General features: G+C 64.6%; 18 protein-coding genes. 9 read left to right on the top strand and 9 right to left on the bottom strand.

Translation table 11 applies throughout. The annotated features are described in order from the left end of the window. Positions 1-756 carry a tRNA pseudouridine(38-40) synthase TruA gene (gene truA, locus B9Z03_RS09420; protein ID WP_085463974.1) on the top strand — a complete coding sequence of 252 codons (756 nt, stop codon included), beginning with the start codon at positions 1-3 and terminating at the stop codon, positions 754-756. Here truA and B9Z03_RS09415 read toward each other — a convergent pair. Further along, positions 738-1,340: a transporter gene (locus tag B9Z03_RS09415; RefSeq protein ID WP_085463973.1), complete on the bottom strand. Its 603-nt coding sequence runs from the start codon at positions 1,338-1,340 to the stop codon at positions 738-740. The two genes, truA and B9Z03_RS09415, sit on opposite strands and share 19 nt — an antisense overlap. Position 1,341: 1 nt before the next feature. Continuing rightward, positions 1,342-2,529: a succinyl-diaminopimelate desuccinylase gene (gene dapE, locus B9Z03_RS09410; RefSeq protein ID WP_085463972.1), complete on the bottom strand. Its 1,188-nt coding sequence runs from the start codon at positions 2,527-2,529 to the stop codon at positions 1,342-1,344. Positions 2,530-2,672: 143 nt separating this feature from the next. Here dapE and B9Z03_RS09405 point away from each other — a divergent pair, with 143 nt between their 5' ends. Further along, on the top strand, positions 2,673-3,443 hold the full coding sequence (locus tag B9Z03_RS09405; protein WP_085463971.1) for a GGDEF domain-containing protein: 771 nt from the start codon (positions 2,673-2,675) through the stop codon (positions 3,441-3,443). Between the two features lie 258 nt (positions 3,444-3,701). After that, on the top strand, positions 3,702-4,646 hold the full coding sequence (locus B9Z03_RS09400; RefSeq protein ID WP_244561704.1) for a helix-turn-helix domain-containing protein: 945 nt from the start codon (positions 3,702-3,704) through the stop codon (positions 4,644-4,646). A gap of 199 nt (positions 4,647-4,845) precedes the next feature. Here B9Z03_RS09400 and B9Z03_RS09395 read toward each other — a convergent pair whose 3' ends face one another. The 4 genes from B9Z03_RS09395 to dapD form a co-directional block, all read right to left on the bottom strand. Further along, positions 4,846-6,099 (bottom strand): acyl-CoA dehydrogenase family protein, encoded by a 1,254-nt coding sequence (locus tag B9Z03_RS09395; protein WP_085463970.1) that lies wholly within the window; start codon positions 6,097-6,099, stop codon positions 4,846-4,848. 224 nt (positions 6,100-6,323) lie between these two features. Next, positions 6,324-7,064: a hypothetical protein gene (locus B9Z03_RS09390; protein WP_085463969.1), complete on the bottom strand. Its 741-nt coding sequence runs from the start codon at positions 7,062-7,064 to the stop codon at positions 6,324-6,326. A gap of 4 nt (positions 7,065-7,068) precedes the next feature. Next, positions 7,069-7,446 carry a DUF805 domain-containing protein gene (locus tag B9Z03_RS09385; protein WP_085463968.1) on the bottom strand — a complete coding sequence of 126 codons (378 nt, stop codon included), beginning with the start codon at positions 7,444-7,446 and terminating at the stop codon, positions 7,069-7,071. Positions 7,447-7,449: 3 nt separating this feature from the next. After that, complete coding sequence (dapD, locus tag B9Z03_RS09380) at positions 7,450-8,304, bottom strand: 2,3,4,5-tetrahydropyridine-2,6-dicarboxylate N-succinyltransferase (protein WP_085463967.1); 855 nt, start codon at positions 8,302-8,304, stop codon at positions 7,450-7,452. Between the two features lie 156 nt (positions 8,305-8,460). Here dapD and B9Z03_RS09375 point away from each other — a divergent pair, with 156 nt between their 5' ends. Then, positions 8,461-9,312 (top strand): LOG family protein, encoded by an 852-nt coding sequence (locus B9Z03_RS09375; RefSeq protein WP_139832212.1) that lies wholly within the window; start codon positions 8,461-8,463, stop codon positions 9,310-9,312. A 114-nt stretch (positions 9,313-9,426) separates the two neighbouring features. On the opposite strand, the gene B9Z03_RS09370 is transcribed toward B9Z03_RS09375, so the two are convergent. Next, entirely contained in the window at positions 9,427-10,302 is an 876-nt protein-coding gene (locus B9Z03_RS09370) for a DUF817 domain-containing protein (protein WP_085463966.1), read from the bottom strand. Then, entirely contained in the window at positions 10,299-11,009 is a 711-nt protein-coding gene (locus B9Z03_RS09365) for a pyrimidine 5'-nucleotidase (RefSeq protein WP_085463965.1), read from the bottom strand. Before B9Z03_RS09365 ends, B9Z03_RS09370 begins: the two co-directional genes overlap by 4 nt. A gap of 162 nt (positions 11,010-11,171) precedes the next feature. Here B9Z03_RS09365 and B9Z03_RS09360 point away from each other — a divergent pair, with 162 nt between their 5' ends. The 5 genes from B9Z03_RS09360 to B9Z03_RS09340 all read left to right on the top strand — a co-directional run bounded on the left by B9Z03_RS09360 (position 11,172) and on the right by B9Z03_RS09340 (position 15,896). Further along, positions 11,172-12,299 carry an acyltransferase family protein gene (locus B9Z03_RS09360; RefSeq protein WP_085463964.1) on the top strand — a complete coding sequence of 376 codons (1,128 nt, stop codon included), beginning with the start codon at positions 11,172-11,174 and terminating at the stop codon, positions 12,297-12,299. Between the two features lie 61 nt (positions 12,300-12,360). Continuing rightward, positions 12,361-13,122, top strand: a complete 762-nt coding sequence (locus B9Z03_RS09355) for a GGDEF domain-containing protein (RefSeq protein WP_085463963.1) — start codon at positions 12,361-12,363, stop codon at positions 13,120-13,122. Positions 13,123-13,200: 78 nt separating this feature from the next. Further along, the gene (locus B9Z03_RS09350; RefSeq protein WP_085463962.1) at positions 13,201-14,106 is read left to right on the top strand and encodes a DMT family transporter; all 906 of its coding nucleotides are present in this window, start codon (positions 13,201-13,203) and stop codon (positions 14,104-14,106) included. A 186-nt stretch (positions 14,107-14,292) separates the two neighbouring features. After that, on the top strand, positions 14,293-14,460 hold the full coding sequence (locus tag B9Z03_RS29800; protein ID WP_176247478.1) for a hypothetical protein: 168 nt from the start codon (positions 14,293-14,295) through the stop codon (positions 14,458-14,460). Then, positions 14,457-15,896 (top strand): FAD-dependent oxidoreductase, encoded by a 1,440-nt coding sequence (locus B9Z03_RS09340; RefSeq protein WP_085463960.1) that lies wholly within the window; start codon positions 14,457-14,459, stop codon positions 15,894-15,896. Before B9Z03_RS29800 ends, B9Z03_RS09340 begins: the two co-directional genes overlap by 4 nt. Positions 15,897-16,047: 151 nt before the next feature. Here the strand turns inward: B9Z03_RS09340 and argB are convergent, their stop codons facing one another. Further along, positions 16,048-16,944: an acetylglutamate kinase gene (gene argB / locus B9Z03_RS09335; protein ID WP_085467571.1), complete on the bottom strand. Its 897-nt coding sequence runs from the start codon at positions 16,942-16,944 to the stop codon at positions 16,048-16,050. Between the last annotated feature and the right edge of the window lie 42 nt (positions 16,945-16,986).

The raw sequence follows: 16,986 nt of genomic DNA, 5'->3' as shown, positions 1-16,986 counted from the left end.
ATGCCGCGCTACCGGCTCGACATCGAATATGACGGTAGCGCCTTCGCCGGCTGGCAGCGGCAGGCCGGCCAGCGCTCGGTGCAGGAGGCGATCGAGGACGCGATCAAGGCGTTTTCGGGCGACGAGGTCTCGATCCGCGGCGCCGGGCGCACCGATGCCGGCGTTCACGCCTCCGGCCAGGTGGCGCATGTCGACCTTGCCAGGGACTGGCCGGCGGACCGGGTGCGCGACGCGCTCAACGCGCATCTCGGCCTCGCCAACGACGCGGTCGCGATCCTCGCCGCGCGCAAGGTCGCAGACGAGTTCGACGCCCGCTTCTCGGCGATGGCCCGCCACTATCTCTACCGCATCATCAACCGCCGGGCGCGGCTGGCTCTGGAGGCGAAGCGCGCCTGGTGGGTGCCGAAGCGGCTCGACGCGGCGGCCATGCACGAGGCCGCGCAGCACCTCGTCGGCCGGCACGACTTCACCACCTTCCGCTCGGCGCACTGCCAGGCGAACAGCCCGCTGCGCACGCTCGACCGGCTGGACGTCACGCGCGACGGCGACGTGATCGAAATCCGTGCCTCGGCACGGTCCTTCCTGCACAATCAGGTCCGCTCGATGACCGGCACGCTCAAGCGCGTCGGCGAAGGCGGCTGGACGCCGCCGGACGTGAAGGAGGCGCTGGAGGCGGCTGACCGTTCGCGCTGCGGGCCGGTCGCGCCCCCCGACGGGCTCTATCTCGTCAAGGTCGACTACCCGGCCGAGAACTGAGCCCCGTCGAGGCCGAACAGCCTCTGGAGGAAGAAGATCAGGAACAGTCCGGCGAAGACCACGCCGAAGAAGACCGCGCTCGCGACCGCGGCTCCCTTGGCCAGGACGGCATTCGTCAGCCGCCAGGTCAGCACCAGCGCAATGATGAAGACGATCAGCGAGACGGTGTCGTTGAACTCGCTGGCAGCCGGGCTGAAGAGGTTCAGCAGCGTCGCCGGCAGCATCAGCCAGGCCAGCAGCGCCGAGGCCCAGTTGCTCGCCACGACGAAATGCGGATAGCGGTCGAGGATGCCGACCGGCCGTGCGATCAGGCCGAGGCACAACAGCGGCAGCACCCAGGCGGTAACGTCGATGACGGCCAGCCGCAGCAGGATCGACAGGCGGCTTCCAAGCCCATAGTCCGCAAGGTCGAGCGCCAGCGCCGCCCAGCCCACCCCGAGAGCGGGAACCGCCACGACGATCGCATAGAACGAGTTCCAGAACCCGTCGGCCGACACGTCGAGCGCGCGCACGCCGTCCGGCTTGCCCATCATCAGCCGCCAGGCGCCGGCGAAATAGGTCTGTATCTCTTCGCCGCTCGGCATGTCAGGCAAACCAGTCCGCAAGGAAGCGCTCGTAGATGCGCGTCAGCATTTCGAGATCGTCGAGCGGCACGCGCTCGTCCACCATGTGCATCGTCTTGCCGACGAGGCCGAACTCCACCACCGGACAATAGTCCTTGATGAAGCGCGCGTCGGACGTGCCCCCCGAGGTGGAGAGCGCGGGATATCGCCCCGTCACCGCCTCGACCGAGCCGCTCAGGGTGCGGATGAGCTTGTCGTTGCTGGTCAGGAACACCGGGCTCGCCCGGCCGCGCCAGACCAGCTCGTAGTCCACCGGCTCCGTCTTGCCTGGTCGAAGCTTCGATTTGCGCGCGGCGCGGTCGAGGCGGTTGTGGACCTCGGCCTGGATGGTCTCGGCGGTCCAGCTGTCGTTGAAGCGGATGTTGAACGTCGCCGTCGCCTTGCCGGGGATGACGTTGGTCGCCGGATTGCCGACGTCGATCGTCGTCACTTCGAGATTGGTCGGCTGGAAATCGGCCGTTCCCTTGTCGAAGACGGGGTGGAGCAGCGCCTCGACCAGCGAGACGAGGCCGCGCACCGGATTGTCGGCGAGGTGCGGATAGGCGACATGACCCTGTACGCCGCGCACGACGATCGTGCCGGAGATCGAGCCGCGCCGGCCGATCTTGATCGCGTCGCCCAACCGCTCTGGGTTGGTCGGCTCGCCGACGATGGATGCATCCCAGGTTTCGCCCTTGGCCGCCGCCCATTCGAGCAGCTTCGACGTGCCATTGATCGACGGGCCTTCCTCGTCGCCGGTAATCAGCAGCGAGACAGATCCCTTCGGCGCGCCCCGCGCCGCGACATGGCGGGCGAGCGCCGCCACGAAACAGGCGATGCCGCCCTTCATGTCGACAGCACCGCGGCCATACATCTCGCCATTCGCTATCTCGGCGGCGAAAGGCGGATGCGTCCACGCCTGCTCGTCGCCCGGCGGCACCACGTCGGTATGGCCGGCGAACATCAGATGCGGCCCGTTGCCGGAAAGCCGGGCGTAGAGGTTCTCGACGTCGGGAGTGCCGTCCTCGATGAAAACCGGCCGCTCGACCGAAAAGCCCAGCGGCGCGAGCATCCCGGAAAGCGCGGTCAGAGCCCCGCCTTCGGCCGGTGTGACCGAGGGACAGCGGATCAAGGCGGCGAGGTTGGCGGCGGGATCGGTGGGCAAGCTCATTGCACGAGCGTTAGTCCAAAGGACGGCATCTGTCACGATGCCAGCGACAGGTTGCAATGGCTCAGCACCGCTGCCAAAGGAATACCTTTATCATGCCTTAACCGGGGCATGAGAGAGTCGAACCAAGTGGGAGTTGAACGGAAATGCGCTTCGATCGCCTGGACCTGTCCGCGCGCGGCAAGGCGCGGGTCTATCTCGGCACGATCGTCGGCACGCTGTTCTGCATCGCCGCTGCCTTCGCGATCGACTCCTATTCGTTCGAGACCGGGACGTGGCAGCTCGGCGAAAAGCCGCTCAACAACTTCCTCATCCCGTTTGTCCTGGCGCCGCCGATCTTCTACTTCCTGCTCAGCAAGCTGCGCGAGCTGTCGATCGCTCATCACGAGCTGATGAACGTCGCCGCGACCGACCCCCTCACCTCCTGCCTCAACCGCCGCGCCTTCACGGCGCTTGTGGACGGCTATCTCGAACGGGTCGAGAAGCAGCAGGATCTCGGCAGCGGCGCGTTCCTTGTCGTGGACGTCGACCACTTCAAGGCGGTCAACGACAATTACGGCCACGAGTTAGGCGACGAGGCGCTGAAGCTGATCGCGGTCACGATCAAGTCCTCCGTGCGGGAGATCGACCTCGTCGGCCGCCTCGGCGGCGAGGAGTTCGGCGTCTTCCTGCCCAGCCTCGATCCCGCCCGCACCGCGATCGTCGCGGACCGCATCCGCGCGGCCGTCAGTTCCGTCCCCTTTACCCCGCACGGCCGCCCGCACCGCCTGTCGATCAGCATCGGGGGCACCACCTTCGACAGCCGTGCGACATTTGCCGATCTGTACCGCCAGGCGGACGAACGACTCTACGCTGCCAAGAACGCCGGCCGCGACCGCGTCGACATCACTCCCTACGGTCCCGGCGTCGCCGCCTGAGGGCGCCCCGCATCGGATGCGTTGATAGCCGGGCGCATTCTGGATATCATGCATGACGTGAAGACGAAGACCGAGGCGGCGCGAAGGCCGCAGGTGTGCCATTGCTCTATGTCGGTTCCGGCTTCTACGCGTCCGATCTCGCCTGATCGGGACATTGATGGGACGTGAAAAATGCTGTGGGGCGCACGCCCTTGGCACAATTGTTGCTTTATTTCACGCGACTTCCCGGTGTTCCCGCAAGGACGTGGAGACGTAGGTGTGAAGACCTTCGATCTGGCGGAAATCAGGACGACGGAACGCTTCAGCTACTGGCGGGACGTTCTGTGCAATGTCTATGTCGCGCTCAACCCGGAACCGTCGTTCAAGACGGATTTCCTCGGGACCGTCACCGATCATACGTTTGACGGCATCGGCATTTCGAACATCTCTTCGCTGAAACAGACCATCGCACGCACACCGCAAGGCATTCGTCGCGACGCGGATGCCTACTGTTTCCTGAATCTGCAGGTGGCCGGCACCTGCCGCGTTACCCAGGCCGGCCGGACCGCCGTTACGACGCCCGGTGAGTTCACCATCGTCGACTCGTCAGAACCGTTCCTTCTCGACTATGTAAGCGACGAATGGGAGCAATACTCGTTCAAGATCCCGAAGCATATCTTCGATTCCCATATCGGCCACGATCTCGTGGTCCGCACGGTCACGGGCCGGACGCCGATCGGCCGGATCGTTGTCGATTTCCTCGCCTCGGTTGCCCGGACCCCGGAGAGCTTTCGCCACAGCTCGACCGACATGACGAAGTCGATCGTCGACCTTGCTGCCATGTCGCTGCGCGCCTCCGGGCCCGATCGCGATGACGGTCGGAACCGAACCTTCAGATCGGCCCTGAGCAATTCTATCCTCGGATATGTCCGGCTCAATTTTGCCGATCCGGAGATAGCGCCCGCCAAGGTTGCCGCTCATTTCGGCATATCCACGCGCTACCTGCACAAATTGCTGGAGGAACACGGCGAGACCTTCGGGCAGATCATCCTGGGAATGCGCCTCGAACGGTGCGCATCCGACCTGCGCGAGGGGAAATGCCTCACGATTTCGGAAGCGGCCTTCCGCTGGGGCTTCAACGACATGTCCTCTTTCAGCAGGGCTTTCCGACGGCGTTTCGGCGTTCCGCCAAGGGACTACAGGCACCAAAGCAGGGAACTTTGACGCGGGAGCAAGCCCTACCGGCATAAGCCCTCCTCGCGGGCGCCTTCCCGTTGGCGACGCGCATGCCGCTCGTTCTCTTCCTCTTTGGCGGCTTCGATGTCCTGCGAGGCTGCCGGAGATGTCGAACCTGATCGGTTCCCTTTCCAGCAGAATCGGTTCGATCGGGTACAACTCCCCCCGGCAACCTTGCAGGCGCGGCCTACGCGTTGAAGGTCGCGTAAGGTGCCGTCAGCGAGCTGTAGGATGGGCTCTTGATGATGCTGTGCAGGTTGCGTCGACGGGCACCCATGTTACCACCGTCATAGAGCGGGAAGCACATGGCGTCGTTCATCAGCTCGGCAAGCGGATGCATATCGGTGTAGCTGTCCACGCCGACCAGGCGCATCGTATCATAAACGACGTTCACGCAGGTTTCCGAGCAGAACACCTTCGTCATCACCGCAAGCTCGTGCTCGGCCCCCTTGGATTGGTCGTACTGATGACAGGCCTTCCAGGTCAGGTAGCGACAGGCTTCGATCTTCATCTTGATATCGGCAAGCATGTAGCCGACCGTCGGATATTCGATGATCGGATGAGGCCCTGAACGCGAGTCCTCGCGTGCGAACTGCAAGGCGTGATCGTAGGCGGCCCGCATCACGCCGACGCATGCAGCGCCGATCAGGGCCGCGGTCCAGGCGAAATTCGTGGAAACGATCTTGATCCCGTCGCCCGGCTTACCCAGGATGTTGTTTGCCGGCACTCGCACATTCTCGAAAGCCATCCGCGGAGAGATCGTCGCACGGTGGCCGGCCGTATCGAGTATCTCCGTGACCCGAACGCCGGGAGTGGCGCCCGGCACCATGATCACCGCGAGAGATTCCTCGGCGTTCTTGCTTGGGTCCGTTCTACACACGACCGCATAGAGATGGCAGTTGTTTCCGTCCCAGCCGGTGCCGTTGGTGGTGTAGTGCTTATGGCCGTTGATCACCCATTCGTCGTCTTCCAGTGTCGCGAAGGTGTTGACGCCGAACCGCGGATCGGGCGAATCGAAGTTCGCGCCGCCGGTCACCTCCGTGAAGGCCAGGGCTCCCAAGCGCGTTCCATCGTCGGCGAAATCGGTGAGGAAGCGTTTCTTCTGCTCCTCGGTTCCAAACATCGCCACCGGCTTGATACAAAGGCCGCTCCCTAACATGGCAGTCGGGACGTTGACGTCGACGGCGGCCAGTTCTTCCGTGGCGAGCGCGAAGTCGAGCGTCGCGATGTCGGAGCCGCCTACCTCCTTGGGGAGAAGCGCCTTCACGAAGCCCGCCTCGACGCCCTGGCCGAAAAACGGCTTGGTTGAATAAAAGCGCTCGTCGGGCTTGGAATATTGCGCGATCGTCTTGCGAACGTCCTTCAGCACCGAGTTTGCAAAGGCGCGCGCTCCGTCGCGGAGCGCTATCTGTTCAGCACTCAGGTTGAAATCTATGCTCATGACATTCCCCTTCGTTGTTATTGCGTTCTGGCGGACATGTGCCGAGCAAACGGTCGCGTGCGTTCGCAGCGGGGCATGTCCGCCGAAAGCCTAGCGGCCGCGGGGGTATGCGGTCTTGACCGGGAGAGCCCGAAGACTTGACCTTGAAGGAACAGGCCGGAATCCGGCTGAGGAACAGGGCCCACCTGGGCGTGACGGGCGATAGTCACCCTCAGGCGGCAGGCTCAGCCAGGGCGACGGAGCGTGCCGGACTGCTCGGCGATCATCACGATCTTCTGCCAGATCTTGCGGGACAGGTTGCTGCCGAGGCTCTCGACGTCGTTGACGGCGCGCACCACCACGTCGTCATTGACGGACTGGGCGTAGAGGGCGGCGAACTTGCCGGTGATCGACAGCATCTCCGAGCAGTAGTCGAGATAGCGCGAGAGTTCCGGCGCGCTCAGGGTTCGCTTGGGCGAATGCGTCGACGGCTGGAACGCCTCGGAAAGCGCCGCCGGATCCTTCGTCAGCTGATGCATGTCGATGACGTGGATCATCGAGCGCAGCGCGTGCAGGCCGGTAAACACCCTGCGACGCTTCACCCGTACCTCCATCTGGGTCAGCGTGATCATGCCGAGCCCGACCAGGAGCAGCGTGTTCAGCGTCGCCTCTATTCCCTGCACGAAATCGAAGGCGCCGGTGTCGATCCGGTCGAAGGATAGGATCGTCATCACGAAGCCGATGATAAGTACGCCGACCAGGATCGTCGCCACCGTCATGACGCGCAGCCACCTTATCGGCGCCTCCAGCTCCGTGGCCTCGCGGGCGATGTCCTTCCCGAGCGAGATCAGTTCGACCGCCACCCTACGCAGGCCGGATTCGGGGAAGCGGTCGGCGATGCGCGCCTCGAGCAGTTCGGCGGTCGCGATCACCCGGGCGGCGTCGATCGTCCTGTAGCGCGCCGAGGTGTCGAGACCGGACTGCATCGCGTCACCCCGGCGAGTTGGTTTCGGCGCCGTAGCGGTTCGGCGCAGGATCGCCAGGCATCACGCAAAGGACGATAAACACCACGTAGGAGATCACAGGGACGAAAAGCGCAAGCGCGTACGGCCCTGGCTTGCCGAGGTCATGCACCCGTTTCACGCTCAATGCGAAAATGCTCCAGACCGAGAGCAGGCCTATAAGAAAAAAGGCCACCGCCCAGGAATCAGCCGCCTGGCTCTCGACCGGTGCCAGAGTGAAACGGTAAAGCAGGAAACCGGGCACCAGATTTGCGAGGAGACCCGCCAGAAGATAGGCCGCGCGACTAATGCGGCCGTTCAACCGTAAGAAGAGCCAGAGAAGCTGCCGCGCCGACAGGCCGCCCATCGCTCAGTCTCGCAGGAGATCGTTGATCGACGTCTTCGAGCGGGTTCCTTCGTCGACCCGCTTGACGATGACCGCGCAGTAGAGGCTCGGTCCCGGCTGGCCGTTGGGCAGTGGCTTGCCCGGCATGGTTCCCGCCACCACGACGGAATAAGGCGGCACTTCGCCATACGTCACTTCGCCGGTGGCGCGGTCGACGATCTTGGTCGACTTGCCGATGAAGACGCCCATGCCCAGCACTGAGCCCTCGCGCACGATGCAGCCTTCCACCACTTCGGAGCGGGCGCCGATGAAACAGTTGTCCTCGATGATCGTCGGGCCGGCCTGCAGCGGCTCCAGCACGCCGCCGATACCGACGCCGCCGGACAGGTGCACGTGCTTGCCGATCTGGGCGCAGGAACCGACGGTCACCCAGGTGTCGACCATGGTGCCCTCGCCGACGTAGGCGCCGAGATTGACGAAGGATGGCATCAGGATCGCGCCGGGGGCGATGAATGCCGAGCGGCGCACGACGCAGTTGGGCACGGCACGAAAGCCGGCCTTTTCAAAGTCCATTGCGCCCCAGCCGTCGAACTTGGAGGCGACCTTGTCCCACCAGGCGCTGTCGCCAGGCCCGCCCTTGATGATCTCCATCGGGTTGAGCCGGAAGGAGAGCAGCACCGCCTTCTTCATCCACTGGTTCACGCGCCAGGCGCCGTCGGCGCCGCGTTCGGCGACGCGAATCTCGCCCTTGTCGAGCAGGTCCAGCGTCGTCTCGATTGCCTCGCGCGCCTCGCCGCGGGTCGAGGTGCTGATTCCGTCGCGCGCCTCGAACGCGGCCTCCACCGTCTTTTCGAGGGAGGTCAGATCGGGCTTCGACATGGAAAACACTCCGTTAACGGCTGGACGGCTAGGCTGAAATCGCGCGGAACCTATGTCATGGGCATAGTGGGGTCAATTGCGCTTCGACCGTCGCCGGACTGTGGTCCCACGGCAAATCCAAGACGGACAGAGACGGTCGGGGCAAGGAAACTGCTGATGAATCCGATGGACAAGAACGGCTGGACGCCGCTGCCTCACTCCGACGAGGATCTGGAGCGCGCCAAGGCGGTTCCCGACACGCCGCAGACGCGCGCGACGACCTACAGGCTCGCCTGGAACGACGAGGATTTCCTCACCCGCCGCGAGACGCGCGCCGTGCGCCTGCAGCTCGAGCTGATGAAGCCGGAGATGATCCTGACGGAGCGCGGCATCCGTTCGACGGTGATCCTGTTCGGCGGCGCGCGCATTCCCGAGCCGGGCGGCCCAGCCTGGGCGGCGAAGAACGAGACGCAGGAAAAGAACCTCAAGGCCAACAGCCACTACTACGAGGAGGCGCGCAAGTTCGCCCGGCTCTGCTCCGAGCACTCGGCCAGCTCCTATCACCGCGAGTTCGTCGTGGTGACGGGCGGCGGGCCGGGCGTCATGGAAGCGGGCAACCGGGGCGCGGCGGACGTCGGCGCACCGTCCATCGGCCTCAATATCGTGCTGCCGCACGAGCAGGCGCCCAACCTCTTCGTCACGCCGGAGCTCTGCTTCAACTTCCACTATTTCGCGATCCGCAAGATGCACTTCATCATGCGCGCCAAGGCGGTGGCGATTTTCCCCGGTGGCTTCGGCACCATGGACGAGTTCTTCGAAACGCTGACGCTGATCCAGACCGGCCGCATGGAGCGCGTGCCGGTCATCCTCTTCGGCCGCGATTTCTGGTCGCGCGCGATCGACCTCGACTTCCTCGCCGAGCAGGGCACGATCTCGCCCGGCGACCAGGATATCATCGACTATGCCGACACCGCCGACGAGGCGTGGGATGTAATCCGCGCATTCTACGGCATCGAACAGCAAGTTTGACGCGCTGGCGCGGCGGCGCGCGGCGATTTCCGTCAGGGCCGGTGATCTCACGCTCTCCGACGACTGACCCACCCCGCCGGCCAAGTCCGCGACCGCCGGCGACGGACACCAGCACTAGGCCCGGTCGGCGTTGCTGGTCTGCCAGTCCGGTCCGCGCGGCCGGTGGACGAGACTCACCAGCACGAACGAAATGATCATCAAGAGATACCAGGCGCCGAGCTTCGACAGGGAGACCGGCGTCCAGCCGTCGGCCTGTGAGGGGTAGATCCACGCCCGCGACCAGGTCGCGATGTTCTCGGCGAACCAGATGAACAGGGCGACCAGCAGGAAGCCGACCAGCAACCGCATCTGGTGGGTGTGCCGGAAGACGCGGTAGTGCACCCGCGTCTTGCGGAACAGCACGAAGGCGAAAGCGAACAGGCCCCATCGCGCGTCGAAGATGAAATGGTGCAGGAAGAAGTTCGCATAGATCGCGGCCGCCAGCACGGCCGTCGCAGCGATCGACGGATAGTCGGTGTAGCGCATGTCGAAGATGCGCGTGATCCGGGCGATGTAGGAGCCGACCGCCGCATACATGAAGCCCGAGAACAGCGGCACGCCGGCAATGCGGAAGAACGCCTCCTCCGGATAGATCCACGACCCGGCGCTCGTCTTGAACAGTTCCATCGCCGTCCCGACGAGGTGGAAGACAAGGATGACGACAGCCTCCCTCGGCGTCTCCAGCTTGAATGCCAGCAGGGCTGCCTGAATCGACAACGCCGCGAGGAAGAGGAAATCGTAGCGCTCGACCGGCGCATACTGCGGCCAGACGAGCGCGGTCGCGATCATGATGGCAAGCAGCGCGCCACCGAACAGGCACGCCCAGGCCTGCTTCAGCCCGAAGACGACGAATTCGACCAGCGCGCCGGACACGCCGCCCTGCGGCAGCCGGTCGAGCACGCGGTGCGCGGCGGCGTCGATCCGGGCCTCGACGGAGGTGAACCGCTTCAAGCCGACGCCTGTCCCAATATGGTACGCAAGAAACCGGTCAGATCGTCGGTGACGTAGTCGACCTCGTCGTCGAGCGCCGGGTCGCGCTCCCAGATTTCCGAGAAGGTCGGCTCGAAATTGTTGGGCACAATCAGCACCGTCGTCATGCCGAGCGCCTTGGGCACGACGAGGTTGCGCGCCAAGTCCTCGAACATCACTGCGCTCGGGCCGGCGATCTTGTGCAGATCGACGAATTTCTCGTACGTGCCGCGCGCCGGCTTCGGCATCAGCCCCGCCGCAACGATGTCGAAGATGTCGTCGAACTCGTCCAGCACGCCGAGCTGGCGGGCCGTGCGCTCCGCGTGGCCGCGGTCACCGTTGGTGAAGATGAACTTGCGGCCGGGCAGCGCCTTGATCGCCTCGCCCAGCAGGGGGTTGGGCTGGACCCAGGAATAGTCGATGTCGTGCACCTTCTGCAGGAAATCGTCCGGATCGATGCTGTGCAGTTCCATCAGGCCGTTCAGCGTCGTTCCGTATTCGAGATAGAGCTGCTTCTGCAGCTTGCGCGCATCTTCCCGCGACAGCTTCAGCAATTCCGCCACATAGGCCGTCATCTTGACGTCGATCTGCGAGAACAGGTTCGTGTGATGCGGGTAGAGCGTATTGTCGAGGTCGAACACCCAGTCGGTGACATGGGCAAACCTGGCGGGGGCGGGACTGTTGGTCATGCCGCTCCATACTTCATGGCAATGGCGGTGTAAAAGCGGCAATCTCGATCCGGGGGGGCGATATTGGGAAGCCGAAGCCAGTCGCTTCTCTTGATCTGCCCGCCCCTATGTCCCCTCGCCGGGAATCGTGAGAAGAAACGGCGGCAAGCGGGATTACTGCAGATGCCTCTGAGACTGGACAACCTCACCGCCCTGAGGTTCTTCGCCGCCTTTTCGGTTTTCCTGCACCATTTGCGGCCGTTCGATCTCAATCTCTCCAAGAGCCTGTGGGGGGTCAATCTCGGCTGGACGGTCAGCTTCTTCTTCGTGCTGAGCGGCTTCGTCCTCAGCTATTCCTACCACGGTCGCATCCGCACGCTCGGCGACAGCGGCCGCTTCATCGCCGTTCGCTTCTTCAGGTTGTGGCCGCTGCATGTCGCCTGCGGCCTGATCGCCCTGGCATTGATCGGGGCTTCGTCGGCACCCAACCTGACGAAGGTCTATCTCTTCCTGACGCTCCAGCATGCCTGGATACCGTCCTTAGAAACCGCGTTCTTCCTGAACGCGGTCTCATGGTCGATCTCCGTCGAGCTCTTCTTCTACATCGTGTTCGGGCTGATCTCAGTCCTCAGCATCCGGACGGGCATCCTGCTCATCGCCGCTTGGACGTTCGCGGTGGTCGTACTGATGCTATTCGTCTCATGGAACCCGGCGGCGATCCCCTTCGGCAGCGGGGCCCCGGGAAGTCTGCCATCGATGGTCACCGAACAGTCGTTCTTCCATCTGTCCCCCCCGGTTCGCATCGTCGAGTTCTTCGCCGGCATATTGACCTTCCACCTCTATGCGCGCATCCGCGTGCCCCGAAACCTTATCTTCCCGGCGCAACTGGCATGCGTCGTCCTGATCATCGCCTATATGCCGCTGCATCGACCGATCATCGAGCTCCTGCAGGCCGAGGGCCCGCGCGTTTTCGCGCAGGTCTATCCGCGTTCCGGCATGTTTCTTCTGTTCGCGCTGGTCGTCTACGTCTTCGCCCACCAGCACGGCGCCGTCTCCCGTATCCTGTCCTGCCGACCGCTGGTCTTCCTCGGCGAGATCAGCTTCGCTATCTACATGGTCCACCAGATCCTGATCGTCTTCCTACAGTCCCACGGGGCCGCCGTTGTCTTCGGCCCGTGGCCGGCAGCGTTCTGCGCTTTCGCCCTGACTGTTATTGCCTCGTGGACGCTCTACCGATTCGTGGAACGCCCCGGCCTCGCATGGGCCAAGACGACCTTCGCCGCACCGCGCCGGAGCACGATCAATCCATGATCGATAAAACTTTACGGATCGACTGAACGCGAATTTCAGGCCCATCTGCGATCACGCCGCCATGGAACGCAGTGTGGTCTCGATCTTCATCAAGGCAGGGCTGGCGACGGCGTTGTCGATCATCGCCTCGCTGGCGGTCGTCGCCGGGATGGGCATCGGAATCTCCGGCGCGTCGTTGTGGCTGCCGATCCTGTGCCCGCTGGTCATCGCCTTCCCCGCGAGCGCCTTCACCTACTGGCAGCAGCAGCGTCTGCAGGTGCTCAACGACCAGCTTCGCGCCGCCCATGCCGCGTTGGAGCAGGCGAACGCCATGCTGGCCGAGAAGGCGCGGCGCGATGCCATGACCGGTTTCCTCAACCGCGAGGCGTTCTTCGCCGCGGTGGAGGCTACACGGCGCAGGACGAACCGTGGCGCGCTGCTGCTCGTCGACGCCGACCACTTCAAGCGGATCAACGACAATTACGGCCATCTCGTCGGCGACGACGCCCTGATCGAGATCGCCGCCGCGATCAGCCGCGCGACGGGAGAGACCAGTATCGTCGGTCGCATCGGCGGCGAGGAGTTCGCAGTGTTCCTCTCCGGGACGGATCTCGGCGAGGCGGAACGCGCTGCCGAGCGCATCCGCGCCGAGGTCGAGGCGATCGGCTTCATGCCGAGCCAGGGAAGGACGCTGCGGCTCACCGTCAGCATCGGAGGCACGATGTGCTGGCCGGATGCCAGGATTTCCGAGCTGATGCGGCAGGCCGACCGCCAGCTCTACCGGGCCAAGAATGCCGGCCGCAACCGCGTCATGTTCGAGACCGAGAGGCGACTGGCGGCATGAGGCGGCGGCGCAGGCGCATTGCGCGACTCGCGCGATAAAGACTAAGACCCGCGGCGGACATTCGCCCCGGGGGCTCTCTTGGAACTGTGGATACCCATCACGATCGCGGCTGCGTTCCTGCAGAACCTGCGCTCGGTCGGCCAGAAGCACCTCAAGGGGGTGATGGGTACGACCGGCGCCACCTTCGTGCGCTTCGGCTTCGGCCTCCCCTTCGCCGTCCTCTACACCGTGCTCCTCAACCGTGCCGGCGGCTACGCTTTTCCGGCGATTTCGGCCGAATTCCTCGGCTGGGTGGTTGTCGGCGGGCTGATGCAGATTGCCGCGACCTTCCTGCTCGTGCACCTGTTCTCGTTCCGCAACTTCGCCGTCGGCACCGCCTATTCGCGCACCGAGCCGGCGCAGGCGGCCCTGTTCGGCCTGGTCTTCCTCGGCGAGACGGTGACGGCGGGCACGCTGATGGCGATCGCGGTGTCAGTGTTCGGCGTGATGCTGATCTCCGTCGCACATGCAGCACTCACCCTGCGCAATCTCGTCACAACCACCTTCTCGCGCACAGCGCTGATCGGGCTCGCTTCGGGCACCTCTTTCGGCGTTTCGGCGGTCGCCTACCGGGCGGCGTCGCTGTCGCTCGGCGGTCCCACCTTCGCCATGCAGGCCGCTGTCACGCTTCTCGTGGTGATCTCCTTCCAGACGCTCATCATGGCGCTGTGGATGCTGGCGCGCGACCGCGCGGAGCTGTCCCGCATCGCGGCCGCCTGGAAACCGTCTCTGTTCGTCGGCTTCGTCGGCGCCACCGCCTCGTTCGGCTGGTTCATGGCGATGACCCTGCAGCAGGCGGCGATCGTCAAGGCGCTGGCGCAGATCGAGATGATCTTCACCTTCGCTTCGTCGGTGTTCTTCTTCAAGGAGAAGATCAACCGCTTCGAGACCATCGGCTGCCTCCTGATCGTCTGCGGAATCCTGCTGCTTCTGGTCGTTGATTGACGGTTAGCCATTCCGTCGAAAGATTTTCCGGGCACATGGCTCCGGTAAGGATTTGAAAACCATGCCGGGCGTGAATGACCCGGAAGCCCGATGAGCGAGCCACAGTGGCACGCTTCTGGCTTGAGCAGATGCAGGCGTGCCGAATTGAACCGGCAGCACCGAATGTATCAACCCGGGACCGCAACGATGACACGATCCGAGTCACCCCTGCCGAAGACCAGCCGCCGCGGCATCCTCAAGGCGCTTCTCTTCGCCCTGCCGGCCATTGCCCTCTTCAAATATATCCGGCCGACCCAGCATGACGACATCGTCGAGGTCGACGGCTGGATCCTGAAGCGGAGCGACCTCGCATGATCTTCCAGGACATGGCCGCCTACAGGGCGGCGAGCCACGCTCCGCGTGTTGCGATCGTCGGCGGCGGCGTCGCCGGCATCACCATCGCCCGCAAGCTCGATGCGCGCGGCATCCCCTGCGTCCTGTTCGAGGCGGGCGGCGAGGAGATCACCGAGGAGTCGCAGGACTTCTACAAGGGCGTCACCGTCGGCGACCAGTATTTCGACCTGGACGTGACGCGGCTGCGCTATCTCGGCGGGTCGTCGAACCACTGGGCCGGCTGGTGCCGGGTGCTCGACGCCTACGACTTCGAGCCGAAGTCCTGGATTCCGAACTCGGGCTGGCCGATCCGCCACGCCGACATCGAGCCCTTCCTCGACGAGACGCGCTCGATCCTCGGCCTGCGCGAGTTCAAGCCGACGCATGCGCTTACCGACAATTTCGGCCGCATGGACCTGATCAAGAGCGACCCGGTCCGTTTCGGCATGCAGTTCCGCGACGAGCTGGAGGCGAGCCGCAACGTCGCCGTGGTGCTCAACACCACCGTTCTGGAACTTGCCGGCAACGGCAAGGCCGTCACGGGCGCGAAGCTCTACTCGGCCGGGGCCCCGGCGGGCGACTTCACCGCACCCTATTTCGTCGTCGCGACGGGCGGACTGGAGAATTCCCGCCTGCTGCTCTGGTCCAACGCGCAATCGAACGGCGCCGTGGTCCCGAACGCCAGGGCGCTCGGCCGCTACTGGATGGAACATCCGATGTACTGGGCCGGCAACGCCTTCATCACCAACAGGGATGCGCTCGAATTCGACGAGGACGGCGAGTGCTTCATGATCCCGACGCCGGAAGCGCTGGAGCGCCGCGGCTTGGCGAACTTCCACATCCAGCTTGAGACCATGCCCTATCACGGCACCAAGAAGATGATCGCCGAGATGGCCTGCTACGCGCCGCGCCTCACCGAATGGGTGGCGAGCGCGATCGGCGCCCACCTGCAGTGCAGCGCGCGCGTCCATATCGACTGGGAGCAGCCGCCGATCGAATCGAACCACATCGCCCTGTCCCAGACCGAGCGTGACGCAGCGGGCGTGCCGCGCATGGAGCTGCACTGGAAGAAGGGCGACCTCGACCGAAAGACGCTCGTCGAATCGATGCGCATGTTCGGCGAAGAGATCGCGCTCAAGGACATCGGCCGCCTGCACATCAGCGACTGGGTGCTGAACGGCGAGGACTGGCCCACCGACATGGAACTCGCCGGCAACCACCACATGGGCGGCACCCGCATGGGCACCGACCCGGCCACCAGCGTGGTCGACGCCGACAGCCGCGTGCACGGCATGGAGAACCTCTATGTCGCCGGCTCGTCCGTTTATTCGACCGCCGGCCAGTGCACGCCGACGACCACCCTCACCGCGCTGTCGCTGCGGCTCGGCGACCACCTGGCGCGGACGGTGGCTTCGTAACCCAACGGCTTCGTCATACCGGAGGCCGAAGGCCATCCGGTGTCCATTGCGATTCAACCTTGGCAGGGGCCAATCGCAGAGAAGAATGGGTACCGGGTCGGCTGCGACGTCCGGGACGACGTCCGAGCAGATCCGGCTCTGCGCCCTCGCCTTATGGCACGATGAGCGTTCCCGCGCCGTGCTCGGTGAACAGTTCGAGCAGCACCGCGTGCGGCGTCTTGCCGTTGAGGATGACGACACCCTCGACGCCGCGATCAATCGCCTCGATGCAGGTCTCGACCTTCGGGATCATGCCGCCGGAGATCGTGCCGTCGCGGATCAGCGCCTTCGCCTCGGCAACCGTCAGCTCCGGCAGCACCTTCTTGTCCTTGTCCATGACGCCGGGAACGTCGGTCAGGAACAGCAGGCGCGTCGCATTCAGCGCACCGGCGATGGCGCCGGCGAAGGTGTCGGCGTTGATGTTGTAGGTGTGGCCGTCGCGGCCGGGCGCCACCGGCGCGATCACTGGGATCATCTCCGAGCGCGCCAGGAGGTCGAGCAGCGTGCGGTCAACCTCGACCGGCTCGCCGACGAAGCCGAGGTCGAGCACCCTTTCGATGTTCGAATCCGGGTCGATCATCGTCTTCTTGGCCTTCTCCGCGAAGACCATGTTGCCGTCCTTGCCGCAGAGCCCGATCGCCCACTCGCCCTCGGCGTTGATGAGCGCCACGATCTCCTTGTTGATCGAGCCGGCGAGCACCATCTCGACGATCTCGACCGTCTTCTGGTCGGTGACGCGCAGGCCGCCCTCGAACTTGGATTCGATGCCCATCTTGTTGAGCATCGCGCCGATCTGCGGGCCGCCGCCGTGCACGACGATCGGGTTGACGCCCGACTGCTTGAGCAGCGCGATATCGCGCGCGAAGGCCTGGCCAAGCGCGGCGTCGCCCATGGCGTGGCCGCCATATTTCACCACGACCGTCTTGTTCTCGTAGCGCTGCATGTAGGGCAGCGCGTTGGAGAGCAGGCGCGCCTGCATCGCGGCGGTTTCAGCGGTATCGGCGGTCATGAAGAAGTCCCCGGGCATGAGAGGTCGGCGGCCTCTTAGCGC

It is taken from the genome of Mesorhizobium australicum, from assembly GCF_900177325.1.
Taxonomy (GTDB): Bacteria; Pseudomonadota; Alphaproteobacteria; order Rhizobiales; family Rhizobiaceae; genus Mesorhizobium_A; species Mesorhizobium_A australicum_A.
Note: the sequence above shows the minus strand (reverse complement) of the source record. Positions and strands in the feature narration are given on the sequence as shown.

Excerpts from the sequence above, each read along its gene's own strand:
- truA (WP_085463974.1), top strand. The coding sequence starts at position 1 with ATGCCGCGCTACCGGCTCGACATCGAATATGACGGTAGCGCCTTCGCC.
- B9Z03_RS09415 (WP_085463973.1), bottom strand. The coding sequence starts at position 1,340 with ATGCCGAGCGGCGAAGAGATACAGACCTATTTCGCCGGCGCCTGGCGG.
- dapE (WP_085463972.1), bottom strand. The coding sequence starts at position 2,529 with ATGAGCTTGCCCACCGATCCCGCCGCCAACCTCGCCGCCTTGATCCGC.
- B9Z03_RS09405 (WP_085463971.1), top strand. The coding sequence starts at position 2,673 with ATGCGCTTCGATCGCCTGGACCTGTCCGCGCGCGGCAAGGCGCGGGTC.
- B9Z03_RS09395 (WP_085463970.1), bottom strand. The coding sequence starts at position 6,099 with ATGAGCATAGATTTCAACCTGAGTGCTGAACAGATAGCGCTCCGCGAC.
- B9Z03_RS09390 (WP_085463969.1), bottom strand. The coding sequence starts at position 7,064 with ATGCAGTCCGGTCTCGACACCTCGGCGCGCTACAGGACGATCGACGCC.
- B9Z03_RS09385 (WP_085463968.1), bottom strand. The coding sequence starts at position 7,446 with ATGGGCGGCCTGTCGGCGCGGCAGCTTCTCTGGCTCTTCTTACGGTTG.
- dapD (WP_085463967.1), bottom strand. The coding sequence starts at position 8,304 with ATGTCGAAGCCCGATCTGACCTCCCTCGAAAAGACGGTGGAGGCCGCG.
- B9Z03_RS09375 (WP_139832212.1), top strand. The coding sequence starts at position 8,461 with ATGAATCCGATGGACAAGAACGGCTGGACGCCGCTGCCTCACTCCGAC.
- B9Z03_RS09365 (WP_085463965.1), bottom strand. The coding sequence starts at position 11,009 with ATGACCAACAGTCCCGCCCCCGCCAGGTTTGCCCATGTCACCGACTGG.
- B9Z03_RS09360 (WP_085463964.1), top strand. The coding sequence starts at position 11,172 with ATGCCTCTGAGACTGGACAACCTCACCGCCCTGAGGTTCTTCGCCGCC.
- B9Z03_RS09355 (WP_085463963.1), top strand. The coding sequence starts at position 12,361 with ATGGAACGCAGTGTGGTCTCGATCTTCATCAAGGCAGGGCTGGCGACG.
- B9Z03_RS29800 (WP_176247478.1), top strand. The coding sequence starts at position 14,293 with ATGACACGATCCGAGTCACCCCTGCCGAAGACCAGCCGCCGCGGCATC.
- B9Z03_RS09340 (WP_085463960.1), top strand. The coding sequence starts at position 14,457 with ATGATCTTCCAGGACATGGCCGCCTACAGGGCGGCGAGCCACGCTCCG.
- argB (WP_085467571.1), bottom strand. The coding sequence starts at position 16,944 with ATGACCGCCGATACCGCTGAAACCGCCGCGATGCAGGCGCGCCTGCTC.